This is a genomic window from Methyloterricola oryzae, from assembly GCF_000934725.1.
In the GTDB taxonomy this organism is placed as follows: domain Bacteria; phylum Pseudomonadota; class Gammaproteobacteria; order Methylococcales; family Methylococcaceae; genus Methyloterricola; species Methyloterricola oryzae.
In genome coordinates this window covers 129,569-146,392 of sequence record NZ_JYNS01000004.1, presented here as the reverse complement: position 1 = coordinate 146,392, position 16,824 = coordinate 129,569, and the positions used below count along the sequence as shown (strand labels likewise).

At 62.0% G+C, this 16,824-nt stretch carries 17 protein-coding genes; 8 read left to right on the top strand and 9 right to left on the bottom strand.

The genetic code is table 11. From position 1 onward, the window contains the following. The first annotated feature begins 3 nt into the window (after nucleotides 1–3). The 3 genes from serS to EK23_RS08055 all read left to right on the top strand — a co-directional run bounded on the left by serS (nucleotide 4) and on the right by EK23_RS08055 (nucleotide 3,251). A complete protein-coding gene (gene serS / locus EK23_RS08065; protein ID WP_045224830.1) occupies nucleotides 4–1,275 on the top strand; it encodes a serine--tRNA ligase in 1,272 nt (423 codons plus the stop codon). A gap of 7 nt (nucleotides 1,276–1,282) precedes the next feature. Beyond that, nucleotides 1,283–1,729 carry a YaiI/YqxD family protein gene (locus tag EK23_RS08060; protein ID WP_045224829.1) on the top strand — a complete coding sequence of 149 codons (447 nt, stop codon included), beginning with the start codon at nucleotides 1,283–1,285 and terminating at the stop codon, nucleotides 1,727–1,729. A gap of 436 nt (nucleotides 1,730–2,165) precedes the next feature. Next, nucleotides 2,166–3,251 (top strand): YeiH family protein, encoded by a 1,086-nt coding sequence (locus tag EK23_RS08055; RefSeq protein WP_082054035.1) that lies wholly within the window; start codon nucleotides 2,166–2,168, stop codon nucleotides 3,249–3,251. 144 nt (nucleotides 3,252–3,395) lie between these two features. Here the strand turns inward: EK23_RS08055 and EK23_RS24580 are convergent, their stop codons facing one another. The 7 genes from EK23_RS24580 to EK23_RS08020 form a co-directional block, all read right to left on the bottom strand. Beyond that, nucleotides 3,396–3,932 carry a type II secretion system protein gene (locus EK23_RS24580; protein ID WP_045224828.1) on the bottom strand — a complete coding sequence of 179 codons (537 nt, stop codon included), beginning with the start codon at nucleotides 3,930–3,932 and terminating at the stop codon, nucleotides 3,396–3,398. A 51-nt stretch (nucleotides 3,933–3,983) separates the two neighbouring features. Further along, nucleotides 3,984–4,397: a hypothetical protein gene (locus tag EK23_RS23255; protein WP_145998602.1), complete on the bottom strand. Its 414-nt coding sequence runs from the start codon at nucleotides 4,395–4,397 to the stop codon at nucleotides 3,984–3,986. A gap of 287 nt (nucleotides 4,398–4,684) precedes the next feature. Beyond that, on the bottom strand, nucleotides 4,685–5,320 hold the full coding sequence (locus EK23_RS08040) for a hypothetical protein (protein ID WP_045224826.1): 636 nt from the start codon (nucleotides 5,318–5,320) through the stop codon (nucleotides 4,685–4,687). Between the two features lie 82 nt (nucleotides 5,321–5,402). After that, on the bottom strand, nucleotides 5,403–7,091 hold the full coding sequence (gene ilvD / locus EK23_RS08035; RefSeq protein WP_045224825.1) for a dihydroxy-acid dehydratase: 1,689 nt from the start codon (nucleotides 7,089–7,091) through the stop codon (nucleotides 5,403–5,405). Between the two features lie 119 nt (nucleotides 7,092–7,210). Then, nucleotides 7,211–7,870 carry a TIGR04211 family SH3 domain-containing protein gene (locus EK23_RS08030; RefSeq protein WP_045224824.1) on the bottom strand — a complete coding sequence of 220 codons (660 nt, stop codon included), beginning with the start codon at nucleotides 7,868–7,870 and terminating at the stop codon, nucleotides 7,211–7,213. Between the two features lie 97 nt (nucleotides 7,871–7,967). Further along, nucleotides 7,968–8,864: an ornithine carbamoyltransferase gene (argF, locus tag EK23_RS08025; RefSeq protein WP_045224823.1), complete on the bottom strand. Its 897-nt coding sequence runs from the start codon at nucleotides 8,862–8,864 to the stop codon at nucleotides 7,968–7,970. Further along, nucleotides 8,861–10,060, bottom strand: coding sequence for an aspartate aminotransferase family protein (locus EK23_RS08020; protein WP_045224822.1), 1,200 nt, complete (start codon nucleotides 10,058–10,060; stop codon nucleotides 8,861–8,863). The genes argF and EK23_RS08020 overlap by 4 nt, the downstream gene beginning before the upstream one ends. Before the next feature lie 203 nt (nucleotides 10,061–10,263). On the opposite strand from EK23_RS08020, the gene grxD reads away from it, so the two are divergent. Next, nucleotides 10,264–10,590 carry a Grx4 family monothiol glutaredoxin gene (grxD, locus tag EK23_RS08015; protein ID WP_045224921.1) on the top strand — a complete coding sequence of 109 codons (327 nt, stop codon included), beginning with the start codon at nucleotides 10,264–10,266 and terminating at the stop codon, nucleotides 10,588–10,590. Here grxD and rnt read toward each other — a convergent pair. Further along, entirely contained in the window at nucleotides 10,569–11,228 is a 660-nt protein-coding gene (gene rnt, locus EK23_RS08010) for a ribonuclease T (protein ID WP_045224821.1), read from the bottom strand. The two genes, grxD and rnt, sit on opposite strands and share 22 nt — an antisense overlap. A 164-nt stretch (nucleotides 11,229–11,392) precedes the next feature. Here rnt and EK23_RS08005 point away from each other — a divergent pair, with 164 nt between their 5' ends. Continuing rightward, nucleotides 11,393–12,175, top strand: coding sequence for an MlaA family lipoprotein (locus EK23_RS08005; protein ID WP_327037037.1), 783 nt, complete (start codon nucleotides 11,393–11,395; stop codon nucleotides 12,173–12,175). 83 nt (nucleotides 12,176–12,258) lie between these two features. Here EK23_RS08005 and pyrC read toward each other — a convergent pair whose 3' ends face one another. Further along, a complete protein-coding gene (gene pyrC, locus EK23_RS08000) occupies nucleotides 12,259–13,287 on the bottom strand; it encodes a dihydroorotase (protein ID WP_045224820.1) in 1,029 nt (342 codons plus the stop codon). Between the two features lie 128 nt (nucleotides 13,288–13,415). Between pyrC and EK23_RS07995 the strand changes: the two genes are divergently transcribed. From EK23_RS07995 to nadA, 3 genes are all read left to right on the top strand, one after another. Then, nucleotides 13,416–13,715, top strand: coding sequence for an FmdB family zinc ribbon protein (locus EK23_RS07995; protein WP_045224819.1), 300 nt, complete (start codon nucleotides 13,416–13,418; stop codon nucleotides 13,713–13,715). A gap of 82 nt (nucleotides 13,716–13,797) precedes the next feature. Further along, nucleotides 13,798–15,588, top strand: coding sequence for an aspartate--tRNA ligase (gene aspS / locus EK23_RS07990; RefSeq protein WP_045224818.1), 1,791 nt, complete (start codon nucleotides 13,798–13,800; stop codon nucleotides 15,586–15,588). Between the two features lie 132 nt (nucleotides 15,589–15,720). Continuing rightward, nucleotides 15,721–16,818: a quinolinate synthase NadA gene (nadA, locus tag EK23_RS07985; protein ID WP_045224817.1), complete on the top strand. Its 1,098-nt coding sequence runs from the start codon at nucleotides 15,721–15,723 to the stop codon at nucleotides 16,816–16,818. The last annotated feature ends 6 nt before the right edge of the window (nucleotides 16,819–16,824 follow it).

The following is a 16,824-nucleotide window of genomic DNA, read 5'->3' as shown; positions in this document are numbered from 1 at the left end:
CCCATGCTAGATCCCCGCTTATTCCGCACCAGCCTGGACGAAGTCGCGGCACAGTTGCAAAGGCGCGGCCTCACGATCGATAGCGAGGCGTTCCGCGAATTGGAAGCACGCCGCAAAGAGATCCAGGTGCAGACCCAGAACCTGCAGAACGAGCGCAATACCCGCTCGAAGAGCATCGGCCAGGCCAAGGCCCGCGGCGAGGATATCCAGCCGCTGCTGGACGAGGTGGCCCACCTGGGTGACGACCTCAAGCGCAACGAGCAGGCGCTGGAGGACATCCAGCAACAGTTGGAAGATAGGCTGCTGGGTATACCCAATATCCTGGACGCCGATGTGCCCGACGGCCAGAGCGATGCCGACAACCGGGAGATGCACCGCTGGGGCGAACCGGCCGCTTTTGCCTTCACGCCCAAGGATCACACCGATCTGGGCGCGGCCTTGGGCATGGACTTCGAGGCGGCGGCCAAGCTCACCGGCGCGCGCTTCGTCACCCTGCAAGGTCCATTGGCCAGGCTGCAGCGTGCCCTGACCCAGTTCATGCTGGACACCCACACCCAGGCGCATGGCTACACGGAAACTTATGTGCCGTTCATGGTGAACGCGGAGAGCCTGCGTGGGACGGGGCAGTTGCCCAAGTTCGAGGAAGATCTGTTCAAGATCGTCCGCGATCCGCCTTATTATCTGATTCCCACCGCCGAAGTGCCGGTGACTAACCTGGTGCGGGACGAAATCGTGGAGGCCGAGCGCCTGCCCCTGAAATACGTCTGCCACACGCCCTGCTTCCGTAGCGAGGCGGGGTCGGCGGGCCGCGACACCCGGGGCATGATCCGCCAGCACCAGTTCGAGAAGGGGGAACTGGTGCAGATCGTCAGGCCCGAGGCGTCCGCCCAGGCCCATGAGGAACTGACCCGGAATGCCGAAACCATCCTGGAGAAACTGGGCCTGCCTTACCGGCGGATCGTCCTGTGCAGTGGCGACACCGGCTTTTCTTCGGCCAAGACCTACGATCTGGAAGTATGGCTGCCGGGCCAGCAGGCCTACCGGGAGATTTCCTCCTGCAGCAACTTCCGCGACTTTCAGGCCCGGCGCCTGCGCGCCCGCTGGCGCAACCCGGAAACCGGCAAGCCGGAACTGGTGCATACCCTCAACGGCTCAGGCCTGGCGGTGGGACGCACCCTGATCGCGGTCATGGAGAACTATCAGGACGAGCAGGGGCGCATCCATATCCCCGAGGTTCTGCTGCCTTACATGGGCGGAATGACGGTCATCGGCTGACGCCCGCATGCCCATCTGGGTCGACGCCGACGCCTGTCCCGCCGTCATTCGGGACATCCTGTTCCGGGCTGCGGTGCGCAAGCAGATGGCGCTGACCCTGGTGGCGAATCAGTCCATCAGCACCCCGCCTTCGCCCTTCATCAAGGCGGTTCGGGTGCAGGCCGGCTTCGACGTGGCGGACCATTACATCGTCCAGCACCTGTGCGCCGGCGATCTGGTGGTCACCCAGGACATTCCCCTAGCAGCCCTGGTGATCGACCAGGGCGGCGTCGCCCTCAATCCGCGCGGCGAACTCTACACCGCCGACAACATCCGCCAACGCCTGAGCATGCGCAATTTCATGGAGGAATTGCGCAGCAGCGGCGTGATGACCGGCGGGCCCTCCGCTTTCAACCAGCGCGACCGGCAGGAATTCGCCAATCAATTGGATCGGTATCTGCAGCGCGCTCGTTGAAGCGCGCCCGCGCCTTTGACCGGGCAGTGACTGCGGCCCCCCGGTGACGATGGCCGAACAGCAGGCGGATTGACGTAAGAAGATTTAAGTCATTTGCCTGATTGTCTGCGGCAGATCGCCTTATATTCGGGGATTTCTCGTCGCCTGTCTCGATTGGCTTGCTAAGTTGACTGCTTATTTCGCCCCTTGGGCTGCATTCCTGGAGTGCAGGAACGTGCGCGCCAGTGGCGCTTATCGCCTGATTTTTCAGTCCCTCCGATAGGCCATGAGGCAAACCTCAAGGTCAGCCGATGCCTTGCCTGGTGTGAGGCGCACCCAATTTGCCCATCGTTGGAGCGGTTATTGCTGTTGAACTGTCACTCCAGCAGGGTTTGCCTGGTTCCAGTGTTAAAAGGACCGGGCGCCCGACGAAAACAAGAGCGACAGAGGCAGGGCGATGGCAGCGACCATAAATCGAGGTTCGGATCGGCGGCGGCTGACGCAAAAGGCGGCGCCGAAGGCAAAGCTCGGCAGGGCAAAGGGTCTCGGACTCAGACGAAAGCTGCCGGGTGTGGCCTTGGCGCTCGCCCTGGCGCTTTTGGCGCTGGCCGCGCAGTTCTATCAATCTTGGGTGTTGGGCCGGGTCGTGCTGGAAGGCTTGGTGGCTGCTCTGCTGCTGGGCATCGTCTGGCGCAACTGTTTGGGCATTTGCGGCAGCGATGTCGCGGGGATTGGGTACGCCGGAAAGCAGTTATTGGAATTGGCCATCGTCCTGTTGGGCGCCACGGTGGATTTCCACGGCTTGGCAACAGCCGGCGCGAGCCTGGTGGCGTTGACGGTGCTGGTCGTTGCCTTAGGTCTTGCCGCCAGCCTCTTGATTGGCCGCCTGACCGGCCTGAACCCTCGGCTGGCGGTGCTCATCGCCGTGGGCAACTCCATTTGCGGCAATTCCGCCATCGCCGCCGTGGCACCGGTGATACGCGCCGAACCCGAAGAGATTGCCAGCGCCATCGCCCTGACCGCCCTCATTGGCGCGGCGCTGGTGCTGGCTTTGCCGGCGGCGGAACGCGTGTTGGGCTTTGGGGAGTATCAATATGGCGTGCTGGCCGGCTTGACGGTCTACGCCGTGCCCCAGGTTCTGGCGGCAACGTTTCCAGTGGGCGCGCTCAGCGTGCAGATCGGGACCCTTGTCAAACTGACCCGCGTCCTGCTGTTGGGTCCGGTGGTGCTGCTCTTCGCCGTTTCCCGCCACCGGGCCTTCACGCCGGGGCGCACCCGACTGATCCGGCTGGTGCCCTGGTTCATCATCGGCTTCCTGGGTCTGGCTACCCTGCGTACCGAGGGTCTCTTGCCGGAGATTTGCGTCCCCTGTCTGTCACAAGCCAGTCATTTCCTGACCATCCTGGCGATGGCGGCCCTGGGGCTCTCGGTGGACGCCCGCTCGATCCGGCGGGTCGGCCTTGCCGTTTCGGTGACGGTGGTCCTGTCTTTGGTCGTTCTGATCGCGGTCAGTGTATTGACCGTCAGGGCTTGGGGAGTCTGATGAATTCTGGCTTTGATGCGCCTCCAATGGCAAACGGTTGCTAAGGCGCAACGCTTCCTGCCTCGGCAAATCGTATGCTGCCTGCATGGGGTTTTTGCGCTTCGTCGTCGCTCTCATCTGGCTTCGCTGATACGTCAGCAGAACCTAGCATCCCGAAGTATCAGTCGCCACGATCGGTTCGGCACCAGAAGTGAGTGCTTCCGTGTATTGCACATAGCAGGTCAATGGGTCTCGGGCAGAGGTTAAACGCCAGATGGTTCTTTGGCCTGCCTCGATGGAAACCGTGAATCCGCCGGTTTGGACGGCAGTATCGATTTCGTTGTAACCGATGTTGTCTCCGGCGTCCGGCCAGCCGTTCCAAATCTGGATCGATTGTCCATTGTTGCTGATGGTATACACACCGGATGTGGAGTTGCAGCTCGATGTGCCTTGAACGACACAGAGCATACGCCAATTGGCAGCAGCTTCGCGGACGGAACCTGCCAGGCTGCTGACGGTAGCGACCGAGGCTGAACTGGAGAGGTCAACGAATCGCGGCAATGCGGTGGCGGCGAGAATCCCGAGGATGATGATGACCACCACCAGTTCGATCAACGAGAATCCTTTGATCGCATTGTGATTCGGGATTGTCGCGAGGGACTTGCAGTGTCCGGATATTCTAAATGCTGAAACCGTCTTCATTTTTGTGACTGCGTTTTTGTAGTCAACCGCACGATAAATCGCAAAACCCTTTCATGGCTGCTTATAAATCCAATCAAGCAACGCATCCTGCGCCGGCCCTTGCCGATCCGGCAGAAACCCGTCCATGGCGCATAAGCTGTCCAGCGAGCCGGCTTTGAGGCGAGCTTGCCGGGCGAGGTCGGTGCTTTTCTGGCGTTTTTGCAGCGTGCCGGATACCTCCGTGATTTGCATAGAGGATATCAGACCCATGGGATGTGCCGACGTCAGGAGGTGCATCGGTGGAGGCGGGATTTGTTGTGTCGCTTCGCGACGGCTTTGATACGCGGGGTTTGGCCCTCGCACCACGAGTTCCTTTTCTTTGCGCGGCCAAAGAAAAGGAACCAATAGAAAAGCCGCGCGGTTGCCGTTTACTTGCGACGCTGCGCAATCCTGCTTCGCTTGCAAGCCCAGGGATAATCCGTCCATGGATTACCCGTTCGCCGGGCCTGGGGTCCATTGGACTTTCGGCACTGTCCGGCTCACCCTCCGCTCTCGCTTTCTTCGGGAGCCGGCAGAAGATCCGTCCCTGTCCCTCTGCCGTCGTGCGGAATTCATTCCGCACCCCTGCGGGTAATCCCCTCGAAAGCTACGGTGCTCGGCGCGGCAAACGGGCTCGAAAACTCGAACTCTCCGCTGGTTCCCATGCTCCGCGTGGGAACCGGCTCTTTTACCTCGATCGATGCGCCTCCTGACGTCGGCACATCCTATTTAGACTAGTTGCGCAAATCCCCAAGCATCGCGCGCAATTCGGCTTCTAATGCTTTACGCGCAACGGGCGCTGCTGTCTCGAAGTACTTTGCCGCTCGAATCCACGCATCATGCATTTTTTCAGCTGTCGCATTTGTCATAACGTCTACGTCGATGGTTGTGTAAATTCCAAAATCAATGACTTCATGCCGTAGATCATTGTGATACGACTCGAGTTGGCTGCAGAGAGAATCTGGTAAGTAGATTCTGCTTTTTTCGAATTGCTTATAGAACTCTGCCGCCTTTCTCATGGCACTGACGTACTTTTCGCGCTTGGAAGGTTCGTCTGACCACTGCGTTGGTGAAACTAAACTGCTTGCGGCCCATTCCGCCTCAACCAACAACTCATAAAGATTCGCTACTACTTCCGCACGGCGCTCGTGCAACCTGGAAAACCGTATCTGATGTTCCAATGTTGCGAGAGCAAGCTCATGTTTAAGCTTCTCAGAGGTTCCAGCAAGTTGAGCTTGCGAGTCTGACCTGAATCTTTCCAGATCTTTTGCCAAAATTTGTGTTCCAAATGATCGGGCAAGCCAACCCAGCACCATGATAAGGATCGCATTTCCACCCAAGGAAATCAGAAGGGACTGCAACACATCCATATGAACAATTTAGAAGTAAGTTATGAGCCTATAACGGGGCGGGCAGGTCGCCCTATTCTGCGAAAACCTGCCCAGAGGCAAATCAGAGGTTCTTATCCGTCACCGCCCCCTCCGACGCCGAACTCACCAGCTTGGCGAATTTCGCCAAAACGCCTTTGGTGTAGCGGGGTGCCGGTTGCGTCCAGGCGGCCAAACGGGACTGAATCTCCGCGTCCGGAAGGTGGAGGGTCAACTCGCGGCTGACGGCGTCGATGGTGATCTCATCGCCATTCTGCACTATGGCAAGTGGCCCTCCGACATAGGCCTCGGGCGTGATGTGTCCGACCACGAAGCCGTGGGTGCCGCCTGAGAAACGGCCGTCGGTGATGAGGGCGACATCCTTGGCCAGGCCCTTGCCCATGACGGCGGCGGTGGGGGAAAGCATCTCGCGCATGCCGGGGCCGCCCTTGGGGCCTTCGAAGCGGACGACGATGACATCGCCCTTGACCACGGTGCCGTCCAGAATGGCCTTTAGCGCCAGTTCCTCGCACTCGAACACCCGCGCCTTGCCGGTGAACTGCAGGCCCTCCTTGCCGGTGATCTTGGCGACCGCGCCCTCGGGGGCCAGGTTGCCTCGTAGAATGACCAGATGGCTGTCTTTCTTGATGGGCTTGTCCAGGGGCTGGATGATGGCCTGGTCTGCGGGGTAATCCGGAGCCTCGGCCAGGTTTTCCGCCAGGGTCTTGCCGGTGACGGTCATGGCGTCTCCGTGCAAAAGGCCCGCCTTCAACAGTTCTTTCATCAAGGGCTGGATGCCACCAATTTCAACCAGTTCGGCCATGGAGTATTTGCCGCTGGGCTTGAGGTCCGCCAGCATGGGCACGTGCTCGCCGATTCGGGTGAAGTCGTCCAGTTGCAGGTCCACGCCGCAGGCATCGGCCATGGCCAGCAGGTGCAGCACGGCATTGGTGGAACCGCCCAGGGCAATGACCACGGTGATGGCGTTCTCGAAGGCCTGCTTGGTCATGATGTCGCGGGGCTTGAGGTCCAGTTCCAGCAGTTTGAGCACCTGGGCGCCGGCGCGCACGCAGTCCAGTTGCTTGTCCGTGGAAATGGCCGCCTGGGCGGAACTGCCCGGCAGGCTCATGCCCAGCGCTTCGATGGCCGAGGCCATGGTATTGGCGGTGTACATGCCGCCGCAGGAACCGGGGCCCGGGATGGCCTTGGACTCGATGGCCTTGAGTTCCGCGTCGTCGATCTTGTCGTTGGCGCGTGCACCGACGGCCTCGAACACCGACACCACGTCCAGCTTCTTTTCGCCGTGGCAGCCCGGCAGGATGGTTCCGCCGTAGACGAACACCGCCGGACGGTTGAGGCGGGCCAGGGCGATCATGCAGCCCGGCATGTTCTTGTCGCAGCCGCCGATCGCCACCACGCCGTCGAAGCCCTGGCAGCCCACCACCGTCTCGATGGAGTCGGCAATGACTTCGCGGGAAACCAGGGAGTACTTCATGCCCTCGGTGCCCATGGAGATGCCGTCGGAGATGGTGATGGTGTTGAAGATCACCGCCTTGCCGCCATTGCCATCCGCGCCGCGGGCGGCGTCTTCAGCCAACTTGTTGATGTGCATGTTGCAGGGCGTGACCATGCTCCAGGTGGAGGCGATGCCGACCTGGGGCTTGGCGAAGTCGGCATCGGTGAAGCCGACCGGATAGAGCATGGCGCGGCTGGGCGCGCGTTCCATGCCGTCGACGACCTGGGATGAATACGTGCGGGTTTTCTTGTCGGTCATGATGGGCTCGCTTAACGGACTACGTGAGGTTTTCCCTCGAGAGAGGGTGTATCGGAAAATCAGAGCGGAAGCGCGGCGGCGCCTTTGTCGGCACCGCCCGTGAGTCTGCGGAGACCGGCTTAGAAGGAATCCCAGCTGCTGCGCTTGCGCCAGCTCAAACGGGGCAGGATGACACCCAGGGCGATGCCGCCGAACAGGACGCCAGCGCCGATCAGGAACCAGTCCTGCTTGTTGCTGTCATCCAGCGCCTTCATTTCGCGGCGATTCGTCTCCAGTTCGCGCTCCAGGTTGATGACCTTCTGCTGCAACTGGTCGCGTTCTTCCTGGATCTGCAGGGCATTGGCCGAGGCCTGGCGGATGGAGATGATCTCGCTGTTCAGGCGTTCGGTCTCGCTGGACAGATCCTGATTGCTTCTGTCCGCCGCGTCCTTTCCCGCCGTCAGCCCCGCGATCTGGGTCTTCAGGTTGCGGTTCTCGGCTTCAAGCACTTCCGCTTTGCGGATGCTGTCCTCCGCTTGGATGCGCGCCGGCGGCGTCGTGGTCAGGTAGCGCGACAGGATCCAGCCGCGTTCGCCGGTTTCCAGGGCCACCAGGCTGTAGCCTTGGGGCGTCTCGCCTTGCAGCAGGTTCACCGGGGAGCCTGAGGGCACCATCTTCACGATCTTGTGCTGCAGGCTCTGGCCCGTTCGCAGTTGGACCTCGAGCTGATCGGTGACGTAAATCTTCTCGGCCGCCATCGCATCGAAGCCCGACAACAGCAAAACCGCCAGTATGCGCATGTTCACCTTTGGACCCGCCCTGTTCCGTTGAGAGGTAACACGAGATTTTAGCAACACTTGGCACCCTTGGGCTCCTTGCTCCGGGTCGAGGTGCGGGTCAGGGCACCAGCAGCAGTTCCAGCAAGGCCTTCTGCGCATGCAGGCGGTTCTCCGCCTCATCCCAGACCACGCTCTGTTCCCCTTCCAGGACCTCGGCGGAGACTTCCTCGCCCCGGTGGGCCGGCAGGCAATGCATAAAGACCGCGTCGGGCGCGGCCAAGGCCATGAGGGCTACATCCACGGTGTAGGCGGCGAAGGCCTGCGCCCGCTCGTTCTGTTCCTGTTCCTGGCCCATGCTGGCCCAGACATCGGTGACCACCAGGTCGGCGTCCCGGGCGGCCTGGCTGGGGTCGCGCAGCAGTTCGACCCGGTCGCCGGCCGCGGCCAGCAACGCGGGCTCGGGATCGTATCCCTCGGGGCAGGCGATCTTCAGCTGGAAGTCCAGCATTTCCGCGGCATGTATATAGGTTTGCGCCATGTTGTTGCCATCGCCGATCCAGGCCACGGTCTTGCCGGCGATGTCGCCGCGATGCTCGAAATAGGTCTGCATGTCCGCAAGGAGCTGACAGGGGTGGAAACGGTCGGTGAGGCCGTTGATCACCGGCACCCGGGAGTATTCGGCGAAGATCTCCACGGTACGGTGCAGATGGGTCCTGAGCATGATGCAGTCCACCATGCGCGACAGCACGCGCGCGCTGTCTTCCACCGGTTCGCCGCGGCCGAGCTGGGTATCGCGCGGGGAGAGGAAGATGGCGCTGCCGCCGAACTGTGCCATGCCCGTCTCGAAAGACACCCGCGTGCGCGTGGATGATTTCTCGAACACCATGCCGAGGACCTTGTTCTTGAGGGGCTCGTAGGCGGGGTCCTGGTATTTCAGTTCGGTGGCGCGGCGGATCAGGGCGTGGAATTCGTCGCTGCTGAGGTCTTTCAGGGTGATGAGGTGACGCGGTTTCATGATGTTGCTGCGGTTTCCGGCGCTCCGGCGCGCTGTGTGAAGGAGGCGATGAGGGCGGCCAGTTCCTGCACCAGGAGTTGGGCTTGCTCGTCCGTCATGATGAGGGGCGGCAGCAGGCGGATGGTCCGCTCCGCCGTGACGTTCACCAGCAGGCCGGCGTCGAGGGCCAGGGCGACGAGTTCGCCGCAGGGCTGGTCCAACTCGACGCCGATCATCAGGCCCTTGTTGCGCACGTCCAGCACATGGGCGTTGCCACCGAGGGTGCGGCGGAAGTCCGCGGCGATGCGGTTACCGAGTTCTTTCGCGCGGGCGGCAAGGTTCTCTGAAGCGATGGTTTTCAGCACCGCGAGGGCTGCGCTGCAGGCCAGGGGGTTGCCGCCGAAGGTGGAGCCGTGCTTGCCGGCGGAGAGGACTTCCGCGGCCTTGCCGCGGGCCAGGCAGGCGCCGATGGGGACGCCATTGCCCAGGGCCTTGGCCAGGGTCATGACATCGGGCAGGATGTCCTCCTGCTGGAAAGCGAACAGGCTGCCGGTGCGGCCGATGCCGGTCTGCACTTCGTCCAGCATCAACAGCCAGCCACGCTGGTCGCACAACTGCCGAAGCGCCTTCAAATAGCCGGCATGGGGAATGCGCACGCCGCCTTCGCCTTGAACCGGCTCCACCAGCATCGCCACCACGCGCGGGTCATCCACGGCGCTGACGGCGTCCAGATCGTCATAGGGCAGGCGGATGAAGCCGCTTACCAGCGGTTCGAAGCCCTCGCGGACCTTGGCGTTGCCGGTGGCGCTGAGGGTGGCCATGGTGCGGCCGTGGAAGCTGCCCTCCATGACCAGCACGCAGGGATCGTCGATGCCGCGCTCGTGGCCCAGCTTGCGCGCGATCTTGATGGCGGCCTCGTTGGCTTCGGCGCCGGAATTGCAGAAGAACGCCTTCTCCAGCCCGCTGGCTGCGATCAGGGCGTCGGCGAGATTCTCCTGCAGCTTGATCTGGTAGAGGTTGGAGGTGTGCAGCAACTTGCCCGCCTGGGCGCAGATGGCATCGCGCACCGCCGGGTGGGCATGGCCCAGGCCGCACACGGCGACCCCCGAGACTGCGTCCAGGTAGCGCCTGCCGGCCTCGTCCCATAGCCAGGCGCCGTCACCTTTCTCGAAGACCACCGGAAGCCGTGCGTAAGTCGCCATCACATGACTCGTCATCGTCGAAATCCCTCGAAAAAACAAAAGGCAGTCAGCCGACTGCCCCCCGCGAAAAAAGGCATTATATGCAAACTGGCTTTTCTAACAAGCAATTTCTTTAGACGGATGCGGGATATGGCCGCCCGCGGCTGCGCTTAAATTTCGAGGTGGCTTCTGATAGATTTACTAGGTTTAAGACACTCAACTTTAAAGCGAGGTGAATGATGGACGTAATGGATCGAATCAAGCAGCAGTTGGCCGACAACCACGTGGTGCTGTACATGAAGGGCACGCCGTCGTTTCCGCAGTGCGGTTTTTCCGGGCGGGCGGTGCAGATCCTGGAGCAGTGTGGCGTCCGCTACGCCTACGTGAACGTGTTCGAGGAGCCGGAGATCCGCGAAAACCTGAAGCTGTATTCCCAGTGGCCGACCTTTCCGCAACTGTTCGTGGACGGTGAGTTGGTAGGCGGCAGCGACATCATGATGGACATGTTCCAGAGCGGTGAACTGCAGAAGCTGCTGAGCAAGACTCAGGAAGCGGCGGCCGACTGACGTGCCGGACCGGGCTCGGGCCAGGCGCCGGTAAGCTCGGCCCAGCGGTTGACGATGGTGCAGAACAGGCGCGCCGTCTGCTCCGCATCGTATACCGCCGAGTGCGCCTCGCGGTTGTTCCATTCCATGCCGGCGGCCTGAGCGGCCTTGGCCAGCACCGTCTGGCCATAGGCCAGGCCCGCCAAGGTGGCGGTGTCGAAGGTGCTGAACGGGTGGAATGGGTTCTTCTTGATGCCCGCCCTATTCACCGCCGCGTTCAGAAATCCGATGTCGAACGCCGGGTTGTGGCCTACCAGGATGGCGCGGGTACAGCCGTTGCGCTTGATAGCGCTGCGGATGGGGGTAAAGAGCTTGTGCAGCGCATCCTTTTCGTCCAGGGCGATGCGAAAGGGATGAAAGGGATCGATCTTGTTGAAGGCCAGGGCCGATTCCTCAAGACGCGCTCCGGGGAAGGGATTGACGTGGGCGTGATGGGTCTCGAGGATACTCAGGCGGCCTGAGGCGTCCATCTCGGGAATCACGGCGGCGATTTCCAGCAGGGCGTTGCGCTGGGGATCGAAGCCGGAAGTCTCGATGTCCACCACCACCGGCAGGTAGCCGCGGAAGCGCTGGGCCATCGGGAGTTTTTCATTGTTCATGGGGCAAGATGATTTTTACTCGACGTAAAGCGGCCGGCCCATTATATTTAGCGGGCTTTGATTTGTCGTGGGCGGGCTACAAGGTCTTGCGCCCCTGACAGCTATGCTATGTTTAGCGCACGCGGATTTCCATGTCCCGAGGAAAACAGGCTGGATAAACAAACATGAAGAAGATGACACCTAACTTCCGCTGGTACCGTTGTTCGGCAGTGGCCTTGTCGCTGACGATGGGTCTGGCAGGTTGCGCAAGCAACGCGACGCACGACCCCCGCGACCCGTGGGAGGGATGGAATCGCAATGTGCAGAGCTTCAACGATAGTCTCGACGATTATTTCATGAAGCCCATCGCCAAGGGTTACCAGGTGATCACGCCGTCCTTCGTGGATCGCGGCATCACCAACTTCTTCAACAATGTGGACGACATCGGCGTCATCGCCAATGACCTGCTGCAGCTCAAGTTTGCCCAGACCGGCAAGGACACCGGGCGATTCTTGATCAACACCACGGCGGGCCTGGTCGGATTCGTCGATGTGGCCAGCGCCGTCGATTTGCACAAGAACAACGAGGATCTGGACCAGACCCTCGGCGCCTGGGGCATTCCCTCCGGTCCCTATCTGGTGCTGCCCCTGGTGGGTCCGAGCACGCCACGCGGCGCGGTGGGCCTGGCGGGTGACACCATGTCCAACCCGATCAACTGGGTCAATCCGGCGGCCTATGCGTTTGGCAGCGGCACCTTGAAGACCATCGACACCCGCGCCGACCTGCTGAGCGCCACCAAGATTGCCGACGAGGCCTCGGTGGACCGCTATGAGTTCATTCGCAATGCCTACTTCCAGGATCGCAACTACAAGATCCATGACGGCAATCCGCCGGCGGAAGACGACATGGAGCAGGAACTGGACGAATTCGAGAAGCTGGACGTACCGTTTCCGACCAAAACCGACTGAGGTTCACGCCTCCCTGACGGAGGCTCAAGGGCCCGCGACCGGGGGACCGGTTGCGGGCTTTTGCATTCTGCGGGAGGCCCTGGCTAGGCCAGTTTCCAGGCGATGCTCTCGCCGGCCCGCAGCGGCACCAATGACTCGGAACCCAAGGGGTAAGTCTCGGGTGCCGTCCAGGCCTGCCGGGTCAGGGTGACGGTGCCCCGGTTCGGTTCCAGCCCATAGAATCTCGGGCCGTTGAGGCTGGCGAAGGATTCGAGACGATGCAGGCGCCCCACGCTGTCGAAAGCTTCCGCGTACAACTCCATGGCGGCGTGGGCCGTGTAGCAGCCGGCGCAGCCGCAGGCGGTCTCCTTGCGGGATTGGGCATGGGGCGCGCTGTCGGTGCCCAGGAAGAACTGCGGATTCCCGCTGGTGGCGGCTTCCAGCAGGGCCTGGCGGTGTGTTTCGCGCTTGAGTACCGGCAGGCAGAAATAATGAGGTCGAACACCGCCCGCCAAGAGAGCGTTGCGGTTGTAGAGCAGATGGTGGGCGGTGAGGGTGCCTGCCAGTTGGGGGCGGGAGCGGACGAAATCGATACCCTCCCGGGTGGTCACATGCTCCAGCACCAGGCGCAGGCCCGGAAAACGTTCGGCCATGGGCGCTAGTTCGCGCTCGATGAACAGCCGCTCGCGATCGAAGATGTCGGTGCCGGGGTCGGTCACTTCGCCGTGCACCAGCAGCGGAACTCGTAAATGCTCCATTGCTTCCAGCACCGGGTAGATTCCTTTGAGGTCGCCGACGCCTGCCTCAGAATGGGTGGTGGCACCGGCCGGGTAGAGTTTGAAGGCGTGAACATGAGGGCATTCGGCGGCGCGGGCCACTTCATCCCGAGTGGTCGCCGGCGTGAGATACAGGCTCGTCAGCGGCTCGAAGTTTAGGTCGGCCGGTACCGCGGCCAGGATACGCTGGCGATAGGCGAGGGCGGCCTCCACTGTGGTGACCGGCGGTGTCAAATTGGGCATGACGATGGCGCGCGCGAACTGGCGTGCGGTGTGAGGCACGGTGGTGCTCAGCGCGTCGCCGTCGCGCAGGTGCAGGTGCCAATCGTCGGGACGGATCAGGGTGATGTGCTGCATGGCGGCCGGGTCAAGGTGGCGGTCGAGGGCGGCATCTTAGCATCTGGCGTGTCCTTGCGGGTCTTGAAAAAGCAGTGAAGCGGCCACAGTAAGAATCAACGAGTCAAAATCTTCGGGAGTATCGAGCAATGCCAATTTACGAGTACCAGTGCAAGGCCTGCGGACACGAACTGGAAGTCATCCAGAAGATCAGCGAGGAGCCTTTGCGGTTCTGCCCCGAGTGCGGCAAGGAGGAACTGAGCAAACTGGTTTCCGCTGCGGGATTCCGGCTCAAGGGTGGCGGCTGGTATGAAACCGACTTCAAGGGCAGCAAGGACAAAAAAAAGAACCTGGCCGGAGACGGCAAGTCGGAGAAAAAATCGGATAGCAAGTCCGAAAGCAAGCCGGCGGCGTCCAGCGAAGGCAGCAAGTCCACGACCGCCGATTGAGGATTTCGATCCTTCGCCTTGCACGGAAGCTGCAGTAGACGGTATATTTTTCGGTTTTTCACCCTCAGATCAGAGACCGACTATGCGCAGCCACAAGTGCGGGGAACTCAACGAAGCCCATCTGGACCAGGAAGTCGATCTGTGCGGCTGGGCGCACCGGCGGCGCGATCATGGCGGCGTGATCTTCATCGACCTGAGGGACCGGGAAGGCCTGGTGCAGGTGGTGTTCGACCCGGACCAGCCTGAGGCTTTCCACACCGCCGAGTCGGTGCGCAGCGAGTATGTGCTGAGGGTGCACGGCAAGGTGCGCCGCCGCCCCGCCGGCACCGAGAACGCCAACATGCCCACCGGCGCCATCGAGGTGTTCGGCACCGCCCTGGAGATTCTCAACAAGGCGGAGACCCCGCCGTTTCCGGTGGAGAGTGAGATCGAGGTCAACGAGGAGACGCGGTTGCGCTTCCGCTACATCGACCTGCGCCGCCCCTTGATGCAGCAGCGCATGAAGATGCGCCGCGACATCATCCGCTTCCTGCGCAATTTCCTGGATCATCACGGTTTCTACGAGATCGAGACCCCGTTCCTGACCAAGGCCACCCCGGAAGGCGCGCGCGACTACTTGGTGCCCAGCCGCACCCACGAGAACGCTTTCTTCGCGCTGCCGCAGTCGCCGCAGTTGTACAAGCAGCTGCTGATGATCTCCGGCATGGACCGCTATTACCAGGTGGTGCGTTGTTTCCGCGACGAGGACCTGCGCGCAGACCGCCAGCCGGAATTCACCCAGTTGGATATCGAGACCTCGTTCATGAACGAGGAGCAGATCACGTACTTGATGGAGGACATGATCCGCGACTTGTTCGGCGAGGTGCTGGACGTGGCCCTGCCGCAGCCCTTCATCCGCATGACCTACGCGGAGGCCATGCGCCGCTACGGGTCCGACAAGCCGGACCTGCGCATTCCGCTGGAACTGGTGGATGTGGCGGACCTGATGGCTGGGGTGGAATTCAAGGTATTCGCCGGCCCCGCCGCCGATCCGCAAGGCCGGGTGGCGGCGCTCAAGCTGCCCAAGGGCTGCGATCTTTCGCGCAAGGAACTGGATGATCTGGCCCAGTTCGTCGCCATCTATGGCGCCAAGGGCCTGGCCTACATCAAGGTCAATGACCGCAGCCAGGGCATGGACGGCCTGCAGTCGCCCATCCTCAAGTTCCTGCCCGAGGACGTGGTGCGCGCCATTCTCGACCGCACCGAGGCCGAGACCGGCGACCTGGTCTTCTTCGGGGCGGACAAGGCGCGGGTGGTCAACGAGGCCATGGGCGCCCTGCGCATCAAGTTGGGCCAGGACCGCGGCCTGGTGCAGCCGGGCTGGCAGCCGCTGTGGGTGACGGACTTTCCCATGTTCGAATGGGACGAAAAGCAGCAGCGCTGGTCGGCCTTGCACCACCCCTTCACGGCGCCCAAGTGCAGCCAGGAGGAGTTGGTGGCCAATCCCGGCCAGGCCCTGTCCCGCGCCTACGATATGGTGCTGAACGGCACCGAGATTGGAGGCGGCTCCGTCCGTATCTTCCGTACCGACATGCAAAGCGCGGTGTTCGACCTGTTGGGCATCGGCGAGGAGGAAGCGCAGCAGAAGTTCGGCTTCCTGCTCACCGCCCTGAAGTACGGCGCACCTCCCCACGGGGGGCTGGCCTTCGGCCTGGACCGCTTGGTGATGCTCATGAGCGGCGCGAACTCCATCCGCGAAGTCATGGCATTTCCCAAGACCCAGTCGGCTTGGTGCCCGCTCATCGACGCGCCGGCTCAGGTCACCGACGCGCAGTTGCGCGAACTGGGCATCCGCCTGCGCAAGCCCAACCCGGAGACGGCGGAAAAGGCTTGAGTTGGCCTTCTGTTCCTGGAACGCCCTCCGGGCGGCACTTACCCTTGATCTTCCTGTCCAACGGGCAGCCGTGACGACGACGCGGCTGCCCATGCTATCCTCCCAACCTATCCCAATCGAGTGGCTGTATCGATGAACGCCGTTGCCTTAGACATTCAGGATTTCGCCCTGCTGGATGATGCAGACTGCGACGCCAGGATCCGCGCCGCGAAGAAAGCGCTGGGTTCCCGTTGCGTGATCCTGGGACACCACTATCAGCGCGACGAAGTGTTCCAGCACGCCGATTTCACCGGCGACTCCCTCAAGCTGTCGCGCATGGCGGCCCAGTCCGACGCGGAATACATCGTGTTCTGTGGCGTGCACTTCATGGCCGAGGTGGCGGATATCCTCTCGCGCCCCGAGCAGATCGCCATCCTGCCGGACATGGCCGCCGGCTGTTCCATGGCGGACATGGCCAATCTGCAGAACGTGGAGCGCTGCTGGAAGGAATTGGCCGAGGTGCTGGACCCTGACGCCAAGGTGACGCCAGTCACCTACATCAATTCCGCGGCGGACCTCAAGGCCTTCTGCGGCCGTCACGGCGGCATCGTCTGCACCTCCAGCAACGCCAAGGCCATCCTCGATTGGAGTTTCTCGAGGCGCGAGAAAGTGCTGTTCTTCCCCGACCAGCACCTGGGCCGCAACACTGGCTACCGTATGGGTATCCCCCTGGAAGAAATGGTGGTGTGGGATTTCGGCAAACCCATGGGCGGCCTGAGCCGCGAAGAAATCGAGAAGGCTCGCATCATCCTCTGGAAGGGCTTCTGTTCGGTGCACCAGATGTTCCAGCCGCAGCACATCGACCGCTTCAAGGAGACCTACCCGGACACCCTGGTGATTTCCCACCCGGAGGCCTGCTTCGAGGTATGCCAGAAGTCTGATTACATCGGTTCCACCGAGTACATTTTGAAGACCGTGCGCGAGGCGCCGCCGCAGACCCGCTGGCTGGTGGCGACCGAGCTGAATCTGGTAAACCGCCTGCGCGACGAGGTGAAGGGGCAGGGCAAGAGCGTGCATTTCATGTCGCCGACGGTGTGCATGTGCTCCACCATGTTCCGCACCGATCCGCAGCACTTGGCCTGGGTTCTGGAGAACCTGGTGGCGGGGCGCGTGGTCAACCCCATTCGCGTGCCCGAGGCGGACAAACTGGAGGCGCGCAAGGCGCTGGAGAATATGCTTTCGCTGGCCTGATCCCGT